Consider the following 14492-nt stretch of genomic DNA (forward strand, 5'->3'; position numbering starts at 1 on the left):
CGTCAGTCGAGGGCGGCGTAGACCGCGCGCACGTACTGCTCGGCTCGGTCGGAGCCGATGATGCCCGGTCCCATGCGGTTCATCACGTAGGAGATGGTCAGCTTCGAGTCCGGGTGCAGAACGGTCAGCGATCCTCCCCAGCCGCCCCAGAAGCAGACCTTGCCGTCGGGGATGTAGCGCATCGATTCGGGCTGTGGCAGAGCGAAACCCAGGCCGAAGCGCAACGGAATGCCCAGGGCCAGATCGACTCCGTCGGATTGCTCCTCGAAGATCGTGTCGATCGTCTCCGGGCGCAGCAGTCGTACGCCGTCCACGGTTCCGCCTCGGGAGATGACGGACAGGATTCTCGCGACCGATCGGGCATTGCCGTGCCCGTTCAGTGCGCCCATGTCCGCGGCGCGCCACGCCGGGGTGTTCGCCGACGAGGCCTGCACCAACGGACCGAGAAAGGTCCTGCGACGCACCAACGTCGGATCGGGTACGCCATCATCGGTCGGCGGTGGTGGTGGTACGACGTCGGCGATCCGATCCCAGTCGGACTCGGCGGCACCGATCTGGAAGTCGGCACCGAGAGGGCCGGCGATCTCGTCGGCCACGAACTGCCGCAACGATGTTCCGGTGACTCGGCGGACGACTTCTCCGATCAGGTGGCCCTGGCTGGCCGCGTGATAACCCGAGGTAGTGCGCGAATCCCACCACGGTGCCTGCGCCGCCAGCCGCGAGGTCGAGAGTTCCCAGTCGTAGAGGTTCTCTTCGCTGAACGGTCGGTCCCAGCCCGAGACCCCGGAGGTGTGCGATAACAGGTTCCGGATCGCGATGTCTTCCTTGCCTGCGGTCGCGAACTCGGGCCAGTACGACGCCACCGGCGCATCGGGATCGAGCAGTCCGCGATCGATCAGCATCAATGCCGCCAGGCACGTCACCATTTTCGTCGTCGACCACACGTTGGTGATGGTGTCCGACTCCCACGGCAGGCGACGTTCGGTGTCGCGGTAGCCGCCCCACAGGTCGACGGCGGTGTGGCCGTCGATGTCGACCACGATCGATGCGCCCAGTTCGGTACCGCTGTCGAGGTTGGCGCTCAACGCGTCACGTACCGCCGTGAAGCCTGCGTCGCAGTGACCGTCAATCGCCATGCGCTGCACCCAGAATGCGGTGGACCGCCAGTTCGACGTACCCGTCGGCGACGTCCTCGATGCTCAGCTCGCCGCCGTCGTGGAACCAGTTGCTGATGCCGTTGAGCATGTCGGTCAGGGCGAACGATGCCAATCGCGCGTTCGGGACGGTGAATTCACCGCTGCGCATTCCGGCGGTGATCACGTCGCGGACGCGTCGTTGGTACTGGCGGCGGTAGTCCTCGATGACGGTGCGGTGCTCAGAGGTCAGTGAGGCCAACTCGTGCAGGCCGACGATGTACTCCACCCGTCTCCGGTTCAGATGCACCAGGTGCGCGCGCACCAGAGACGACAGGCGTTCGGTGGGGGTCCCGGCCGCGTCGAGCAGCGGCAGGTTCTCCTCGGCCGGTTCCTGCGTGACCGTCAGACAGATCGCGAAGAGGATGTCTTCCTTGGACGGGAAGTGGTGGTAGAGGCTGGCCCCCTTGATGCCGACGGCGTCGGCGATGTCGCGCATCCCCACGTTCGAGTAGCCCTCACGCGCAAAGATATTCGCGGCGTTGGCGACGATGTCGTCTCGTCGTTGTTTGGTGCGAATCTGCCGGGGTAGCGGAGTCACAGCATCGGGCTGCGTCATACGGTTTCCTCCACCGCCGCCAACAGTCGTAGTTCACGCTTGAGGATCTTCCCCTGCGGGTCGACGGGCAGTTCGGCCACGATGTGTACCGACTTCGGGGCCTTGTACGACGCCAACTCGGTGCGGCAGTACTTGATGATCGCGGCCGGGTCGGCGGTCACTCCGTCGCGTGCGATGACGAAGGCGGTCACGGCCTCGGACCAGTAGGGGTCGGGTACTCCGACGACGGCGGCGCGCAGCACGTCCGGGTGCGTGTGGATGGTGCGTTCCACTTCCTGCGACGACACGTTCATCCCTCCCGACTTGATCATGTCCTTCATTCGATCGTAGAAGAACAGGTTGCCGTCGGCGTCGATACGGACCATGTCGCCGGTATGTACCCAGCCGTCCCGGAACACCTCGGCGGTGCGTTCGGGGTCCTTGAAGTAGCCGAGCATCACCGACGGTGTGCGGCAGAGCAATTCACCGATCTCGCCCTCGTTGCCCGCAGGGTCGACAACCTTGATCTCGAGGTGGGTGACGGGCTTGCCGATCCACGACGCGTCGCCGTCGGGGATGTCGTCGAGGCTGGAGAACCAGCCCACCGAGCCGAGCTGCGAGAGTTCCGACTGTCCCCAGTAGGTACCCCAGATGGCCTCGGGTGCTGCGGTGGCCCAGGCGCTGATCGTGTGTGGCGACACCTGGCCACCGTAGGTGAGGCAGCGCCTGACCTGGCCGGCGGCCTCGGGGCCGAACTGCGCGTCACGGGCCAGGGCCAGGTAGAACGTCGGCGTCTGCGCGATGACGGAGATTTTCTCGGCGGCGATGATGCGCAGCGATTGTTCCGGGTCGACTGTCGCAGGCAGAACGAGCGTGGCACCCATCAGCGTGAGGGTTGTCATCGAGCCGAGTCCGGCTATGGTGTGGAACGGCATGACGAACAACCAGGTGTCCTCCGGCCCTGTACGCAGGCCCCAGCTCCACGCGGGCGCGGTGGAGATGAGGAAGTTGCGGTGCGGGATCATCACGCCCTTGGGAGCCGCTTCGGTTCCCGAGGTGTAGATGACCATCGCGACGTCGTTCTCGTCCATCTCGACGTCCGGCTCGGTGGACGGGGTGTTCGCCGTCAGTGTCTCGTATTCGGACCCGAATGTCACCAGGGTGGTGGCGTCGGGCTTCACCGAGGAGATGATCTCGGTGTAGGCCGGATCGGCCACCACCACAGTCGGTTCCGCATGTTCGAGTTGGTGCTTCACCTCGGCTGCGCGGTACATCACGTTGATGCCGGTGAAGGCTGCTCCGGCTTTGAGCGTGCCGTAGTACGCGACCACCACGTCGACGCTGTTGCGAGCCATAGAGGCGACGCGGTCGCCCGTGGTCACTCCGAGATCGACCAGCAGGTTGGCGAACCGGTTTGCACGAGAATCGAGTTCGCCGTAGGTCGTGACCTCGCGGGTGCCGTCCGCCGCGTAGCTGATGAACGCGACCTTGTTCGGCTGCGTCCGCGCATGACGACGCAGCTGATCGCCGATGGTGGCGCGTCCGATGGGGGAGCGATGGTGGGTGGCAGTACCGGGCACGGCGGACTCCTTCAGGTACGAGCTTCTACAGGGCGGGGGAGAGTGCAGCGGAGTCGAACATCGGCTGCGAGAACGTCTCTGCCGCAACGATCTGCTCGACGGGATCGCGAGTGAGCTTGCGCGGGAACGACTTCTCCGGATAGCCGACGGCGATGTGTGCGGCGGTGATGTATTCGTCCGGGATGCCGAGCAGTTCGCGGATGGCCGGTTCCTCGTGGCACAGCAATGTCGTCACCGCGGTGGCGACGCCCTGATCGCGCAGGCTCAGGCACAGATTCTGCACGGTGGGGTAGATCGATGCGCCGCCGACGACGGAGAGTCGGCCGAGTTCGTGGTCGGTGGGGTGCAGTCCGTCCAGCGCGGCGCAGACCACCACGATGGCGGGCACCTCGGCGAGGTGGCGGGCGAAGTAGTCGGCGTCCTGCACGGTCTTGGGCAATGCGCCGACGGCGACGGTTCCGCCGGTGATGCCGGCGAAGTAGGCGTCCCACATCGGCAGGTAGAGGTCGGCGAGGGCCTGCTTACGGGCGGCGTCGCGCACGACGATCCACCGCACGGGCTGACGGTTGCCGCCCTGCGGGCCGAAGCGGGCGACGTCGAACGCGGCCTTGAACACCTCGTCGGGAACGGGATCGCTGAGGTACCGCCTGCAGGTGCCGGTGGTACGCATCGCCTCGGTGAGTTCCATGGGTGAATCCCTTCGCCTGTCCATTGTTAGGTAATGCATTGAAGCATTGTGTGGCGTGTGCCACATTGTCAAGGGTCAAAAAGCTGTGAATATCGAGATCGCGAATCCCTTGCGGGAAATTGCCTAACCGTGGTTAGTTGAGCTGTCGGAGTCGGATGGAGCAGCTCGCAACAGGAGGTACCGGTGTCCACAGACGCAGCAACGGCAGCGGAAACCGTGGGTGGGGTTGATCGGGACCGGGTGGATCGGGACCGACTCTCACGGGCTCTCGCCGCGGCCAACCTGCCCACGCTGGTGGCGGTGCTCTATCAGTTGACCGGCGATCGCACTTGGCTCGCCGATCCGTATCGCCCTACGCGCAGTCGGGGCATGGACGACAACGACACGGGCGGATTCGACGACGCAGTAGCCGACCGCATCCGTGCCGCGGCCCTCGACGCAATCTGCGCCTTCCACGAGGGCGAGCCCATGGCGGTGCCCTCACCCGACTCGGAGCACCTCGTCGAGATGATCAGCCTGGCCGTCGGTGAACAGGTGCCTCCCGAGTTCGGCGTCATGGTCGCCGAGGACATGGGCTTCGTGGTTGCGGAGACTCCGGTGGCCGCACCGAACGATCTGTCGGTGATCGTGATCGGTGCCGGTGTCTCCGGGATGCTCGCCGCCATCAAGCTGCGCGAGGCGGGCATCAGTCACACAGTGCTGGAGAAGAACTCCGACGTCGGCGGTGGCTGGTTCGAGAACACCTACCCCGGTGCGGGCGTCGACACCCCGAGTCACCTGTACTCCTACTCCTTCGCGCCGCGGGCCTGGAGCACGCACTTCGGCAAGCGCGACGAGGTGTGGGAGTACCTCAGCGACGTGGCGTCCGAACACGATCTGCGGCAACGCATTCGCTTCGACACCGAGGTGGCGACCGCCGAGTACGACGCCCAGCGGCAGGGCTGGACCGTCACGACGGTCGACGGCGAGACGCTGACCGCAGACGTGGTGATCACCGCTACCGGTCAGCTCAATCGGCCGAAGGTGCCGAATATCCCCGGCCTGGAGTCGTTCGACGGCCCGATCTTCCACACCGCGAACTGGCCGGCCGATCTGGATCTGACCGGTAAGCGCGTCGCGATCGTCGGTACCGGGGCCAGCGCCATGCAGGTGCTGCCGGCCATCGCGTCGACGGTGGGGCATGCGACGGTCTTCCAGCGCTCACCTCAGTGGGTTGCGTCGAGTGACGTCTATTTCACCGAGATGAGCGACGACGCCAACTACCTCATGGATGTCGTTCCTTTGTATCGCCTTTGGTACCGAACGCGGTTGGCCTGGAACTTCAACGATCGGGTGCACAGCTCGCTGCAGGTCGATCCGGAGTGGGAGCATCCGCAGCGCTCGATCAACCCGGTGAACGACGCCCATCGACGCGTCTTCACCCGCTACATCGAAGCCGAGCTGGAGGGCCGACCGGACCTGATCGAGAAGTCGTTGCCCGATTACCCGCCCTTCGGCAAGCGGATGTTGCTCGACAACGGCTGGTACGCCGCGCTCAAGCGCGACAACGTCACCCTAATCGCCGACGCGGTCGCGTCCATCACCTCGAATTCGGTTGTTGCGCGTGATGGTTCGGAGACCGAGGTCGATGCGGTGATTCTCGCGACGGGCTTCGAGACCCACAAGCTGTTGACGCCGATCGACGTGCGCGGACGATCGGGGGAGTCCATTCGCGATATCTGGGGCCCGGAGGATGCGCACGCATATCTCGGCATCACTGTCCCGGACTTCCCGAACTTCTTCATCACCTGCGGTCCCGGAACAGTATTGGGCCACGGCGGCAGTTACATCACCATCGCCGAATGTCAGGTGCGCTACATCGTCGATGTGTTGATCGACATGGTGGACAAGCGAATCGGAGCCATCGAGTGCAAGGCCGATGTGGAAGCGGAGTACGTCCGCAGGCACGACGAGGCGCACGCCAAGATGATCTGGTCGCACGGCGGCATGGACAACTGGTATCGCAACGAAGCCGGACGCGTGGTCTCGACGTTGCCGTGGCGCATCGTCGACTACTGGGAGATGACGCGGCGGGCCGATCTGGACGACTTCGTCGTGGAGCCTCGACGGGATGAGGCTCGCTGATCAGTTGGATGTTGCCTGCTGCATCGACAGCACGAATCCGTGCCCGCCGCCCGCGTCGCAGATCATCGCCTCGACGCGGGAGAAGCACGTGAAGCCGTTGAAGGCGATGGAAGTGTTGTACTTCAACACTTTCTGACCCTCGGCTCCGAACACCCCCTGGTTGAAACACGTGGGGGTGACGTGTCCCGGGTCGAGGTAGAAGCCCTTCGACAGCATGTCGACGCTGAACGTGGTGTTCGGTGCGCAATCGGTGCCTGCGCCATCGGGTACCGGCGCATCGGATGCCTGGCAGCCGGAGGAGAAAGGGCCCGATCCGATCTTGCAGTACACGTTGCCGGACGGGGACTTCCATGCAACTTGATTGTCGGTCACCGAGTAGCTGGCCGGGTCGACCGGTGTGATGGGCGCGGTGTTGTTCGCGGGATTGTCGGCCGTCGGTTCCGTACCGGTCGCCGAGGGCGTGTCCGTCGATTCGTCGGCACCATCGGTGTTCGACGGCGCTGCGATGGTCACCTGTGGTGGCGTGGGCATCTGTGCGGTGACGCTGGTGCTCTGGGTCGGCGCGGCAGCCGGGGTGTCCTCGCCGCCACAGGCCGTCAGCGCGAAAGCGGTCAGTGATGCGGCGGCAGCGAGGAGGGCGGTTCTGCGGAACACTCGGAGCTCCCTCATCAGAACGCGATGTTGACGTCGCGGGAGATCATGAAGCCTCGGTCGCCGTCGTAGCAGGTGATGCCCGCTTCGGTGGAGCGACAGAAATTGCCGGTGACTCCGATGACCTGACCGTATTGGAGAACCTGGGTGTCGCCGTTGTTCGGATCGCCGACGAAGATGCCCTGGTTGGTGCAGATCTGTTCGACGGTGCCGTCTTGGGTGATCTGCACCCCGTAGGTGTTGTTCGCCGTGTTCGCGCATTCTCGGCCGGTGTTGCCCGGTACCGAGTAGCGGACCTGGCAGCCCACGATGGTCCCGGGAGCGTTGAACGAATTGAATGCGCAGAACACATTTCCGCTGGGTGATTGGAAGAAGTACTGGCCGCCGGGCTGCTCGTAGTCGCGCGCATCGACGTTGACGTCGTCGCGGTTCGGGGCGGGCGGTACTGCTGGTGTGTCCGCAGCGGTGGGTACGGCTTGTACCGGGGTGACTATGTCGGGAGCCTGTGCGATTCCGCCTGCGCCGCTCCCACCGTCGGATTCGGTGGACCCGTTTGCCGACGGAGCAGCCGCTGCGCTGGTGGCAGGCGTGGGTGGGTTGCTCGCCGGCTCGTCGGAGCCGCAGGCCGTGGATGCGAGAGCAGTAGCGGCGATCAACGCGCTCATGGCCACGATGTTTCGGACTTGCCTCATTCGATGGTCCTCACCGGTGGCTGCGGAGTGCGTCACCTCTGATCAATGAATCGAACGGGCCAAGTGGTCTGTTAACGTCAGTCGTGTCACGACCCCATCACGAATCGGTATACGGGTGGTCCTTTTGTCGCTGTGACTGCGATGGTGGGTTCGGTAAAGACTCAAGAACCACTTGATGTTTCAGGTTCAACCTGGAGTTCGTGGTGCGAGGCCACAAGCGGTCCGGTATGTCGTTGTGCGACATGATCGAAAGGCGTGCTGTATGCGAAAGACATTGCGGCGAGCGGTCGTATCGATCGCACTCGTAGTTCCCCTGATGCTCGGCATCGGTACGGGAACGGCCGTGGCAGCTCCGCAGACCACGCTGCTCCAGATTCCGGTGGTCACCGGCTTCCAGATCGCACCCGGTGCCGTGCCCGGCGGGTTGTTCCAGACCATTCCGATGAAGGCAACCGTGGGCGGCGAGCCCGGTGTCGCGCGCTTCTCGGCGTCGACCATTGCGCCGTTCGCCGATCAGTATCCGTACAGGTACTTGAACCTGAACTGGCGAAACCTGGCGACAGGTGCCACGGGGGCGGCTGATCTACGGCATTGGCAGGACGATCCGACACCATCGCCGAGTGGACCCTACGGACGGGAAGATCTGCCCCTCGAGGTAGTCGCAAACACCGGGCCGGGTCCTGTGGTCGTAACGGTGACGCACACGAAGGACTACTCGAACGGCGGTCAGTGGGGCTCGCCGTACCTCGACACTCTTATCCCCGGCGCGGGCGTGGTGCTCGTTCCCTGATTCGACCCCGACGAAAGGTTTCACGATGCAGCCATCGATGCGACGGGCCGCAGCAGTAATTGCGGTTTCGATACCCCTGGTCTTCGGCATTGGTGCCGGAACTGCAACTGCTACTCCGCAAGAGTCGGTACTGCAGGTGCCTGTCGTCACCGGGCCGGAATTCGTCCCTGCGGGCGTTCCCGGCGGGCTGATCCAGACCATTCCGATTCGCGCGGTGTTCGGCGAGAAGCCAGGAGAGGTGCGCTTCTCGGCCGCCGACATCCGGCCGTACTACTACCAGTTCAACTACCGGCACCTGACGGTCAATTGGCGCAACCTATCCACCGGTGAGGTGGGCTCCGCTGGCTTGCGGCACTGGAACGACGAGATCGATCGGACTCAGCCGGCCAATCAGGGTGGTCCGCAGGCCTACCGCCTGCCGACCGAGGTGACGGCTCGGACGGGCGCGGGTCCGGTATTCGTGACGGTGACCCATGACCGAGAGAATCCCGATGCGTCGAACGCTCTCATCCCCGGCTTGGGTGTGTTGTTCGTACCCTGACGCGCGGTGTTGTAAGCGGTCAGGTCCCTAGATCGCCCGCGATATCGGCGGCGGCGAGCATCGAAACCAAGAGCGGCACAACTCGTTTGGCGGCAATTCGATAGTCACCGCGGCCGTGCTGCTCGACGATGTTCGCCGAACTGAGCGTCTTGAGATGGTGATAGATCTGGCCGGACGAGCCGACTCCTACCGTCGCGTGCAGATCTGCCGCGTTCGCCGGGCCGCGCAGAAGCGTTCGCACGATCTGTAGTCGCACCGGATGTCCTAAAGCAGCGAGCACTTCCGATGCGGAAGGAACAGGCAGTTCCACGATGGCGTCGGGGGAGTAGCCGATGTCCCAGCGGACCGTGCCGTGCAGATGCACGTCGCCTTGGTAGGCGATCATGCCGCCGGTCGACGGGGCGGCATCGAGCTGTTCGGGAGCGTCGCGTCGTTCCAGTTCGGCGACGCGGGCTTCCAGCTCTGCCAGTCTCGACTCGAACTCTGTGCTCACACCACGCAGGCTATCCGGTCGAGAACCTCGGGCGAGAGCATCGCTTCGACAATGAGTTGCTGCTGTACGCCGAATTGGGCCATGGCCTGATCGAATCTGTCCGCGGGGAGGCCATCGATCAGCCACACGGCGGTAGCGACTGTTCCGTCGGTACGCCGTAGCTCGAAGCCCTGGGTGAGCACCCCTGCGAGGCTGCCGCCTTTGAACCCGACACCGAGAACGCCGTCACCTGCGGGCTGCCATTCCAGTTGGCGCAGAATGGTGTCGGACGCGTCGCCGTAGGTCCCGTCCGTAAAGGCTCGATACATTCCGTTGAGCTGTTCGGCCGACGCGCCGCGGAAACTGTTCTGAACCCTGGCGGCCTGGTCTTCGTAGGTCGCCGGTTGCGCGGATGCTTCGACCTGGGCCCGGAACTGCGGGTCGAATGCCCACTTCTGTGCGGTCTCCCAGCGGTCTGCGTCGGCGAGTGCGGGGTCGTAAAGCGACAGCATGTCGGCCACCATGCTCGGTAGCTCGAAGTTCTCCCAACCTCCGGCGGCTGCGGCGTCGACAAGTGCCTGATCGCCGAGTCGGTATCGGAGGTAGTCGGGCACCGAGTTGTCGCTCTCCTGGATCATGGCCGAGACCATGTCATCGATGCGAACCGTGGCGTTGGGGTCGGTTGCGTTGGTGCCGGCGTTCGCAATGCCCAACCGGGTCAAAGCCTTCGGATGTGCATTGGCGTCGGTACCGGGCACGTACCAGCGCTCCCAATCCGAAAGGGCCACTTGTTCGTTCGGGTCGATGCTGCCATTGGCGACCGCCTGTGCGTATGCGGCGAGATGCACCACCTTGATCGCGGATGCGAGTACCTGCTCTTGGTCGGCCCGATGTTCGACGGTTCTGCCGCGGCCGTCGTCGATCACGAGACCGACATTGTTGGGCATCTGATCGATCAGTCCGATCCAACCGTCTTCGGTGCCGAGGTCGGTCGAGGTGACAGCTGCGCAATTCTCCGGCGTCGAGGTTGCGGCTTCGGCGGTGTCCGATTCGGTGGAGGTGGCACATCCACTCATCAGCAGGACCGCTGCGCAGGTTGTCGAGACGAGGGTGAGGCGTCGCATCTCGGGCTCCTTGGTTGTTATTCCGTAATTACGGATTAACGATAGAAGAGAATTCTCGGCGCGACAACCCCCGTCGCACCATCTTCGGTGCCTAGCATTCGTAACACCTGTTACGCTGGTCCGTAACAGGTGTTACGGATGTCGGGAGGTGAGAACAAGTGACTGCCGAATCGGACGACACGCGTCACCGCATTTCGCAGGCCGTGTGGGACACGATCGCGGAGTTGGGGATCGAGGCGACGACGGTGCGCGCGGTCGCGACCCGTGCAGGCTGTACGACCGGTTTGATCATGCACCGCTTCGGCTCACGGTCTGCGATGCTGGTGCACGCTCGGCAGTCCTTGTTCGAGCGCACGGCAGCGCGGGCAGACAAGGCCGGTGCCAGTCGCCGAAAGTCCGCGGCGGAGCGGCTGTATGCCGTTGTGTGCTCCGTGCTTCCACTCGACGACGATCGCATTGTCGAAGCCCGAATCTTCACGGGCTTCGCGGCGGCGGCGATCGTGGACACCGATCTGCGGGACCCGCACGTCACCCACACGCGTCAGTGGCTCACTCGCATAGCGGGTCTCGTTGCCGACCTCGGCACTCATGTCACCGATGCCGAGGCCACCGACTACGCCCTGCAGATCGCCATCGCAGTGGAAGGCATCGTGGTCCTGGCGGTGCTCGATCCCGAGACGTATCCGCCGGCGTCGCAGAAACGACTCGCTCAGCGCACGATCGACAACGTGGTCGACCGCAGTGCCGTAACTGACCGGTGACCTTGTACCTACCTCGGATAGAACGGACCTCTATGCCCACTCTCCATCGTGCCCCGCTGGCACGCGTCGATCAGAAAACCCTGTACCGCATCATGGCGCTGCGGGTCGCAGTGTTCGTGCACGAGCAGGGCATCGTCGACGACATCGAACTCGATGGCGCAGACCTGTTACCGACGACGGAGTTGTTCTGGATGCAGGACGACGACGGTGAGGTGCTGGCGACCATTCGAGTTCTCGTCGACGACGCGGTCCATATCGGCCGCGTCGCGACCGCCGTCACTGCGCGGGGTCGGGGCTATGCCGGAGAACTGGTGAATGCTGCATGGGCGGCATATCCCGGGGTCGTCGAACTCTCCGCGCAGGCGCACCTCGAAGAGTGGTACGGCCGCTTCGGCTTCGTTCGCGTGGGGGAGAACTACCTGGACGCTGGAATTCCGCACGTGCGCATGGTGACGAGTGGATGATGCGCCCTCTTCTGTTCTGACCAATGCTGTTGAGCTGCAATGATATTTTGAGCGGTTCAGAACAACGTGGGCGCGGTGTAGCGACCGTGTCGTGCTTCGTTCAGTCGGGCGCTCCAGCGCTGCACGAGCCACATTTCTACGAGCTCGGGGCTGGTGCCGATGTCGGTGGCCCATGCGGTGATGAGTTCGACGTAGCGGTCGTAGCGTCGACGAGTGAAGCCGGTGACGGACGGATCTTCGAGCCACCCTTCGTGGATGAGGGTCGAGACTCCGTATTGATCGATCAGCTGCGCGGGGCCACCGTAGACCGACACCTTCACCGCCCACAGAAACGTGGCCATCAGAGACGTTCCGACACCGGGCGCATCGGGGCATCCTGACCAGGTCGAGTTCGGATGGTCGGGCACTGCGCTGTTGCGGACGCAGCTGTCGAGCACGGCGAGAGTCTTGGCGACGGGGTTCTCGTCGGGACGGCTGAGGTGCGGGTTCATGACGTCTGGGAATCGTCGCATTGCTCTGCGGTGTCGGTGGCTGCCCTGCCAGGCTGCGCAGAGAAACAACAGTCCGAGTGAATCGTGTTCGCCTACAGCCAGATCGGTGCCGAACCGCAGATCGTTGCGCTGCACAGTTGCGCCGCCGTACTCGACGATTTATCCGTCGAGGTTGCGACCGCGCAGTCGAAGATCGTGACCGGCCCGGTCGAGGTGGCCGTTCCACCAATCCAGGTCCACCTCCACGCCGTCGTCGAGGACGTGCAGGTCGTAGCTGCGGTGCTGACACCACTGCACACAGGCTTCTGGTGGCGGGAACCCCTCGTCGAGACGTGACATACCGCCATCGAAGCATCGGGCACCGACACTGTGCGGCTGCTGTCACTCCGATCGGGTTCCTGCGGGTTCGTCGTAGTGATCAGTTCGCGGGTGTCCAATCATTGCCAGTAGCGCCAATTTGTCGGCATCAGGGGTGCCGGGAGCAGCGGTGTACAGGATCAGGTGCTGGTCAAGTTCGACGAGTTTCAGCGAATCGCAGTCCACCGTGATCTCTCCAACGGGTGTGTTCCGAAACGTCTTTCGCAGTGCAGGGGAGACTGCGACGTCGTGCTGTTCCCACAGCCGAGCGAACTCGGGGCTGCCCTCGCGAAGTTCGGCGACGAGCTCGGACACAATCGCGTCCGTGGGATACCGGGTGAGCGCTGTGCGGAGTTCGTTGACCGCACTGCGGCGGAAATGCACGTCGTCGGAAATGCCGTAGAGCCGCCCACTTGGCTGCTCGGTGCCGAGGAAGGCCTTACGGGCAAGGTTGCGGTCACGAGGGGTGAGGCTGCCGAAGTCTTCCATGAGCGCTGCAGCGAGATCGTTCCAGGCGAGTACCTCGAACGCGGCCGACATGACGATGCCGGCGGTCTGAGGTAACCGTTCCAGGAGCGTGAACATGCTGGGCCGAACATCGCGCCGGTGCAGACCGGATCTCGAGGGTGCGGTGCCCGCGAGCGCGTGCAGATGGTCGGTCTCGGTGTTGTCGAGGCATAGGGCAGCCGCGATCCCTGCCAGCACCTCGGCCGATGGGCGTGGTGCGCGGCCTTGTTCGAGGCGCACGTAGTACTCCGTCGAAATATGCGCGAGCACGGCAACTTCTTCGCGGCGAAGACCCGGGGTTCGGCGACGAGAGCCGGACGGAAGACCCACATCCTCCGGTTGGAGCTTTTCGCGGCGGCTACGGAGAAACGCCCCGAGTTCCTGCTTGTCCATGAGTTCGATTGTGCCGCAGGTAGAGCGTCGGACCCTAGTACCGTTTGTGCCTGTCTCCGGTGCCGATGAGCATCGATGATTGCACCATGACCAACGAAACAGCCTCCAGTACAGTCGGCCTCCTGTCCGGCAAAGTCATTTTCATCACCGGCGCAAGTTGAGGAATCGGTGCTGCTGCGGCTCACCTCTTCTCCGCTGAGGGAGCGGCTGTTGTGCTCGCCGCCCGCAACGTCGACGCGCTCGACCAGCTCGTGACGAAAATCCGAACGGCCGGGGGTACCGCCGACGCGGTCTCCATGGACCTCACCGACTCCGACAGCATCCGCGCCGCCGTCAACCGCGTCGAACAGCTGCACGGACGACTCGACGGCGCGTTCAACAACGGTGGCGTCAACCAGCAGCAGATAGGTCCCCTCGACACCACCACCGAAGACGACCTCGACGAGCAATTCACCGTCAACTTCCGTGCCCACTGGACCGCGATGAATGCCGAAGCCGCCCTTATGCGTCGGAGTGGCGGCGGTGCCATCGTGAACACCTCGAGCATCGGCAGCCGTCGTGCCGTTCCGCCGCTTCCTGCCTACGGGGCGATGAAGCGGGCGCTCAACAGCATCACCGGAACCGCAGCGGTCACCTGGGCCCCTGAGGAAATCCGTGTCAACGGTCTGATGCCCGGAGGAACTGCAACAGAAATGATGGACGAATGGGAGGCAAAGACACCCGGTGTCATCGCTGCCAGTAGCGCTGCGTCACCGATGGGTCGCATGGCCGAAGCCCGCGAAGTTGCCGAGGCCGCCGCGTGGCTGCTCAGCGACAGGGCATCGGCGGTGACCGGGGCGATCGTGCCCGTCGACTGCGGTTCGGGGGCCTGAGCATGATTACCACGCTTATGTATTCCGGTGCAACTTCCGGCCAGTCAATCTGGACGTCTCACTTGCGCGCGCATGATAGGAGCAGCTGACATGACCGACATGCCCATCCTTGCAGACACCCCTATTATGTGTATAGTAATCGCCGAGGAAAAATCGATTTGGGGTGGCTCCGGCTATTCGCATACATAGCCTGAGTAACATTATTTACGTCTTGTCCCCGGGTAGTTATGGGGGGGTATCAAATACTGTAGGTA

Annotated in this window: 17 protein-coding genes; 7 read left to right on the forward strand and 10 right to left on the reverse strand. The window is 63.9% G+C overall.

From position 1 onward, the window contains the following. Window positions 1–2: 2 nt before the first annotated feature. The 4 genes from CH306_RS16645 to CH306_RS16660 are packed head-to-tail and all read right to left on the reverse strand — an operon-like array spanning window position 3 to window position 3999. On the reverse strand, window positions 3–1136 hold the full coding sequence (locus tag CH306_RS16645; RefSeq protein ID WP_094647184.1) for a serine hydrolase domain-containing protein: 1134 nt from the start codon (window positions 1134–1136) through the stop codon (window positions 3–5). Next, window positions 1126–1752 carry a TetR/AcrR family transcriptional regulator gene (locus tag CH306_RS16650; protein ID WP_094647186.1) on the reverse strand — a complete coding sequence of 209 codons (627 nt, stop codon included), beginning with the start codon at window positions 1750–1752 and terminating at the stop codon, window positions 1126–1128. Before CH306_RS16650 ends, CH306_RS16645 begins: the two co-directional genes overlap by 11 nt. Next, window positions 1749–3311, reverse strand: coding sequence for a class I adenylate-forming enzyme family protein (locus tag CH306_RS16655; RefSeq protein WP_094647188.1), 1563 nt, complete (start codon window positions 3309–3311; stop codon window positions 1749–1751). The genes CH306_RS16650 and CH306_RS16655 overlap by 4 nt, the downstream gene beginning before the upstream one ends. Window positions 3312–3336: 25 nt before the next feature. After that, window positions 3337–3999, reverse strand: a complete 663-nt coding sequence (locus CH306_RS16660; RefSeq protein ID WP_094647190.1) for a nitroreductase family protein — start codon at window positions 3997–3999, stop codon at window positions 3337–3339. Window positions 4000–4215: 216 nt separating this feature from the next. Here CH306_RS16660 and CH306_RS16665 point away from each other — a divergent pair, with 216 nt between their 5' ends. Beyond that, window positions 4216–6123, forward strand: coding sequence for a flavin-containing monooxygenase (locus tag CH306_RS16665; protein ID WP_094647371.1), 1908 nt, complete (start codon window positions 4216–4218; stop codon window positions 6121–6123). Here the strand turns inward: CH306_RS16665 and CH306_RS16670 are convergent, their stop codons facing one another. Both CH306_RS16670 and CH306_RS16675 read right to left on the reverse strand, forming a co-directional pair. Beyond that, window positions 6124–6777, reverse strand: coding sequence for a hypothetical protein (locus CH306_RS16670; protein WP_143545385.1), 654 nt, complete (start codon window positions 6775–6777; stop codon window positions 6124–6126). A 14-nt stretch (window positions 6778–6791) separates the two neighbouring features. Further along, entirely contained in the window at window positions 6792–7466 is a 675-nt protein-coding gene (locus CH306_RS16675; RefSeq protein ID WP_094647373.1) for a hypothetical protein, read from the reverse strand. 262 nt (window positions 7467–7728) lie between these two features. Here CH306_RS16675 and CH306_RS16680 point away from each other — a divergent pair, with 262 nt between their 5' ends. Both CH306_RS16680 and CH306_RS16685 read left to right on the forward strand, forming a co-directional pair. Next, complete coding sequence (locus CH306_RS16680) at window positions 7729–8256, forward strand: hypothetical protein (RefSeq protein ID WP_256981185.1); 528 nt, start codon at window positions 7729–7731, stop codon at window positions 8254–8256. A gap of 136 nt (window positions 8257–8392) precedes the next feature. Beyond that, window positions 8393–8797 (forward strand): hypothetical protein, encoded by a 405-nt coding sequence (locus CH306_RS16685; RefSeq protein WP_256981186.1) that lies wholly within the window; start codon window positions 8393–8395, stop codon window positions 8795–8797. 19 nt (window positions 8798–8816) lie between these two features. Here CH306_RS16685 and CH306_RS16690 read toward each other — a convergent pair whose 3' ends face one another. Then, window positions 8817–9290 carry an ArsR/SmtB family transcription factor gene (locus CH306_RS16690; RefSeq protein WP_094647195.1) on the reverse strand — a complete coding sequence of 158 codons (474 nt, stop codon included), beginning with the start codon at window positions 9288–9290 and terminating at the stop codon, window positions 8817–8819. Continuing rightward, entirely contained in the window at window positions 9287–10393 is a 1107-nt protein-coding gene (locus tag CH306_RS16695) for a serine hydrolase (protein WP_094647197.1), read from the reverse strand. Before CH306_RS16695 ends, CH306_RS16690 begins: the two co-directional genes overlap by 4 nt. A gap of 158 nt (window positions 10394–10551) precedes the next feature. On the opposite strand from CH306_RS16695, the gene CH306_RS16700 reads away from it, so the two are divergent. Both CH306_RS16700 and CH306_RS16705 read left to right on the forward strand, forming a co-directional pair. Then, on the forward strand, window positions 10552–11154 hold the full coding sequence (locus tag CH306_RS16700) for a TetR/AcrR family transcriptional regulator (protein ID WP_094647199.1): 603 nt from the start codon (window positions 10552–10554) through the stop codon (window positions 11152–11154). 32 nt (window positions 11155–11186) lie between these two features. After that, window positions 11187–11618 carry a GNAT family N-acetyltransferase gene (locus CH306_RS16705; RefSeq protein WP_094647201.1) on the forward strand — a complete coding sequence of 144 codons (432 nt, stop codon included), beginning with the start codon at window positions 11187–11189 and terminating at the stop codon, window positions 11616–11618. A gap of 56 nt (window positions 11619–11674) precedes the next feature. Here CH306_RS16705 and CH306_RS29770 read toward each other — a convergent pair whose 3' ends face one another. Continuing rightward, entirely contained in the window at window positions 11675–12244 is a 570-nt protein-coding gene (locus tag CH306_RS29770; RefSeq protein ID WP_373453975.1) for an 8-oxoguanine DNA glycosylase OGG fold protein, read from the reverse strand. Here CH306_RS29770 and CH306_RS29775 point away from each other — a divergent pair. Further along, window positions 12194–12445: a hypothetical protein gene (locus CH306_RS29775; protein ID WP_306436744.1), complete on the forward strand. Its 252-nt coding sequence runs from the start codon at window positions 12194–12196 to the stop codon at window positions 12443–12445. The genes CH306_RS29770 and CH306_RS29775 overlap by 51 nt on opposite strands. A 45-nt stretch (window positions 12446–12490) precedes the next feature. Here the strand turns inward: CH306_RS29775 and CH306_RS16715 are convergent, their stop codons facing one another. After that, entirely contained in the window at window positions 12491–13366 is an 876-nt protein-coding gene (locus CH306_RS16715; RefSeq protein ID WP_094647203.1) for a helix-turn-helix transcriptional regulator, read from the reverse strand. A 164-nt stretch (window positions 13367–13530) separates the two neighbouring features. Between CH306_RS16715 and CH306_RS16720 the strand changes: the two genes are divergently transcribed. Continuing rightward, complete coding sequence (locus tag CH306_RS16720; protein ID WP_256981194.1) at window positions 13531–14238, forward strand: SDR family NAD(P)-dependent oxidoreductase; 708 nt, start codon at window positions 13531–13533, stop codon at window positions 14236–14238. Window positions 14239–14492 lie beyond the last annotated feature (254 nt).

The organism is Rhodococcus sp. 15-725-2-2b (assembly GCF_002259075.1).
Lineage (GTDB): Bacteria > Actinomycetota > Actinomycetes > Mycobacteriales > Mycobacteriaceae > Rhodococcoides.

What these genes read in the sequence shown, in the direction of transcription:
- CH306_RS16675 (WP_094647373.1), bottom strand. Translation starts at nt 7,466, where the DNA reads ATGAGGCAAGTCCGAAACATCGTGGCCATGAGCGCGTTGATCGCCGCT.
- CH306_RS16680 (WP_256981185.1), top strand. Translation starts at nt 7,729, where the DNA reads ATGCGAAAGACATTGCGGCGAGCGGTCGTATCGATCGCACTCGTAGTT.
- CH306_RS16645 (WP_094647184.1), bottom strand. Translation starts at nt 1,136, where the DNA reads ATGGCGATTGACGGTCACTGCGACGCAGGCTTCACGGCGGTACGTGAC.
- CH306_RS16715 (WP_094647203.1), bottom strand. Translation starts at nt 13,366, where the DNA reads ATGGACAAGCAGGAACTCGGGGCGTTTCTCCGTAGCCGCCGCGAAAAG.
- CH306_RS16705 (WP_094647201.1), top strand. Translation starts at nt 11,187, where the DNA reads ATGCCCACTCTCCATCGTGCCCCGCTGGCACGCGTCGATCAGAAAACC.
- CH306_RS16695 (WP_094647197.1), bottom strand. Translation starts at nt 10,393, where the DNA reads ATGCGACGCCTCACCCTCGTCTCGACAACCTGCGCAGCGGTCCTGCTG.
- CH306_RS16650 (WP_094647186.1), bottom strand. Translation starts at nt 1,752, where the DNA reads ATGACGCAGCCCGATGCTGTGACTCCGCTACCCCGGCAGATTCGCACC.
- CH306_RS16660 (WP_094647190.1), bottom strand. Translation starts at nt 3,999, where the DNA reads ATGGAACTCACCGAGGCGATGCGTACCACCGGCACCTGCAGGCGGTAC.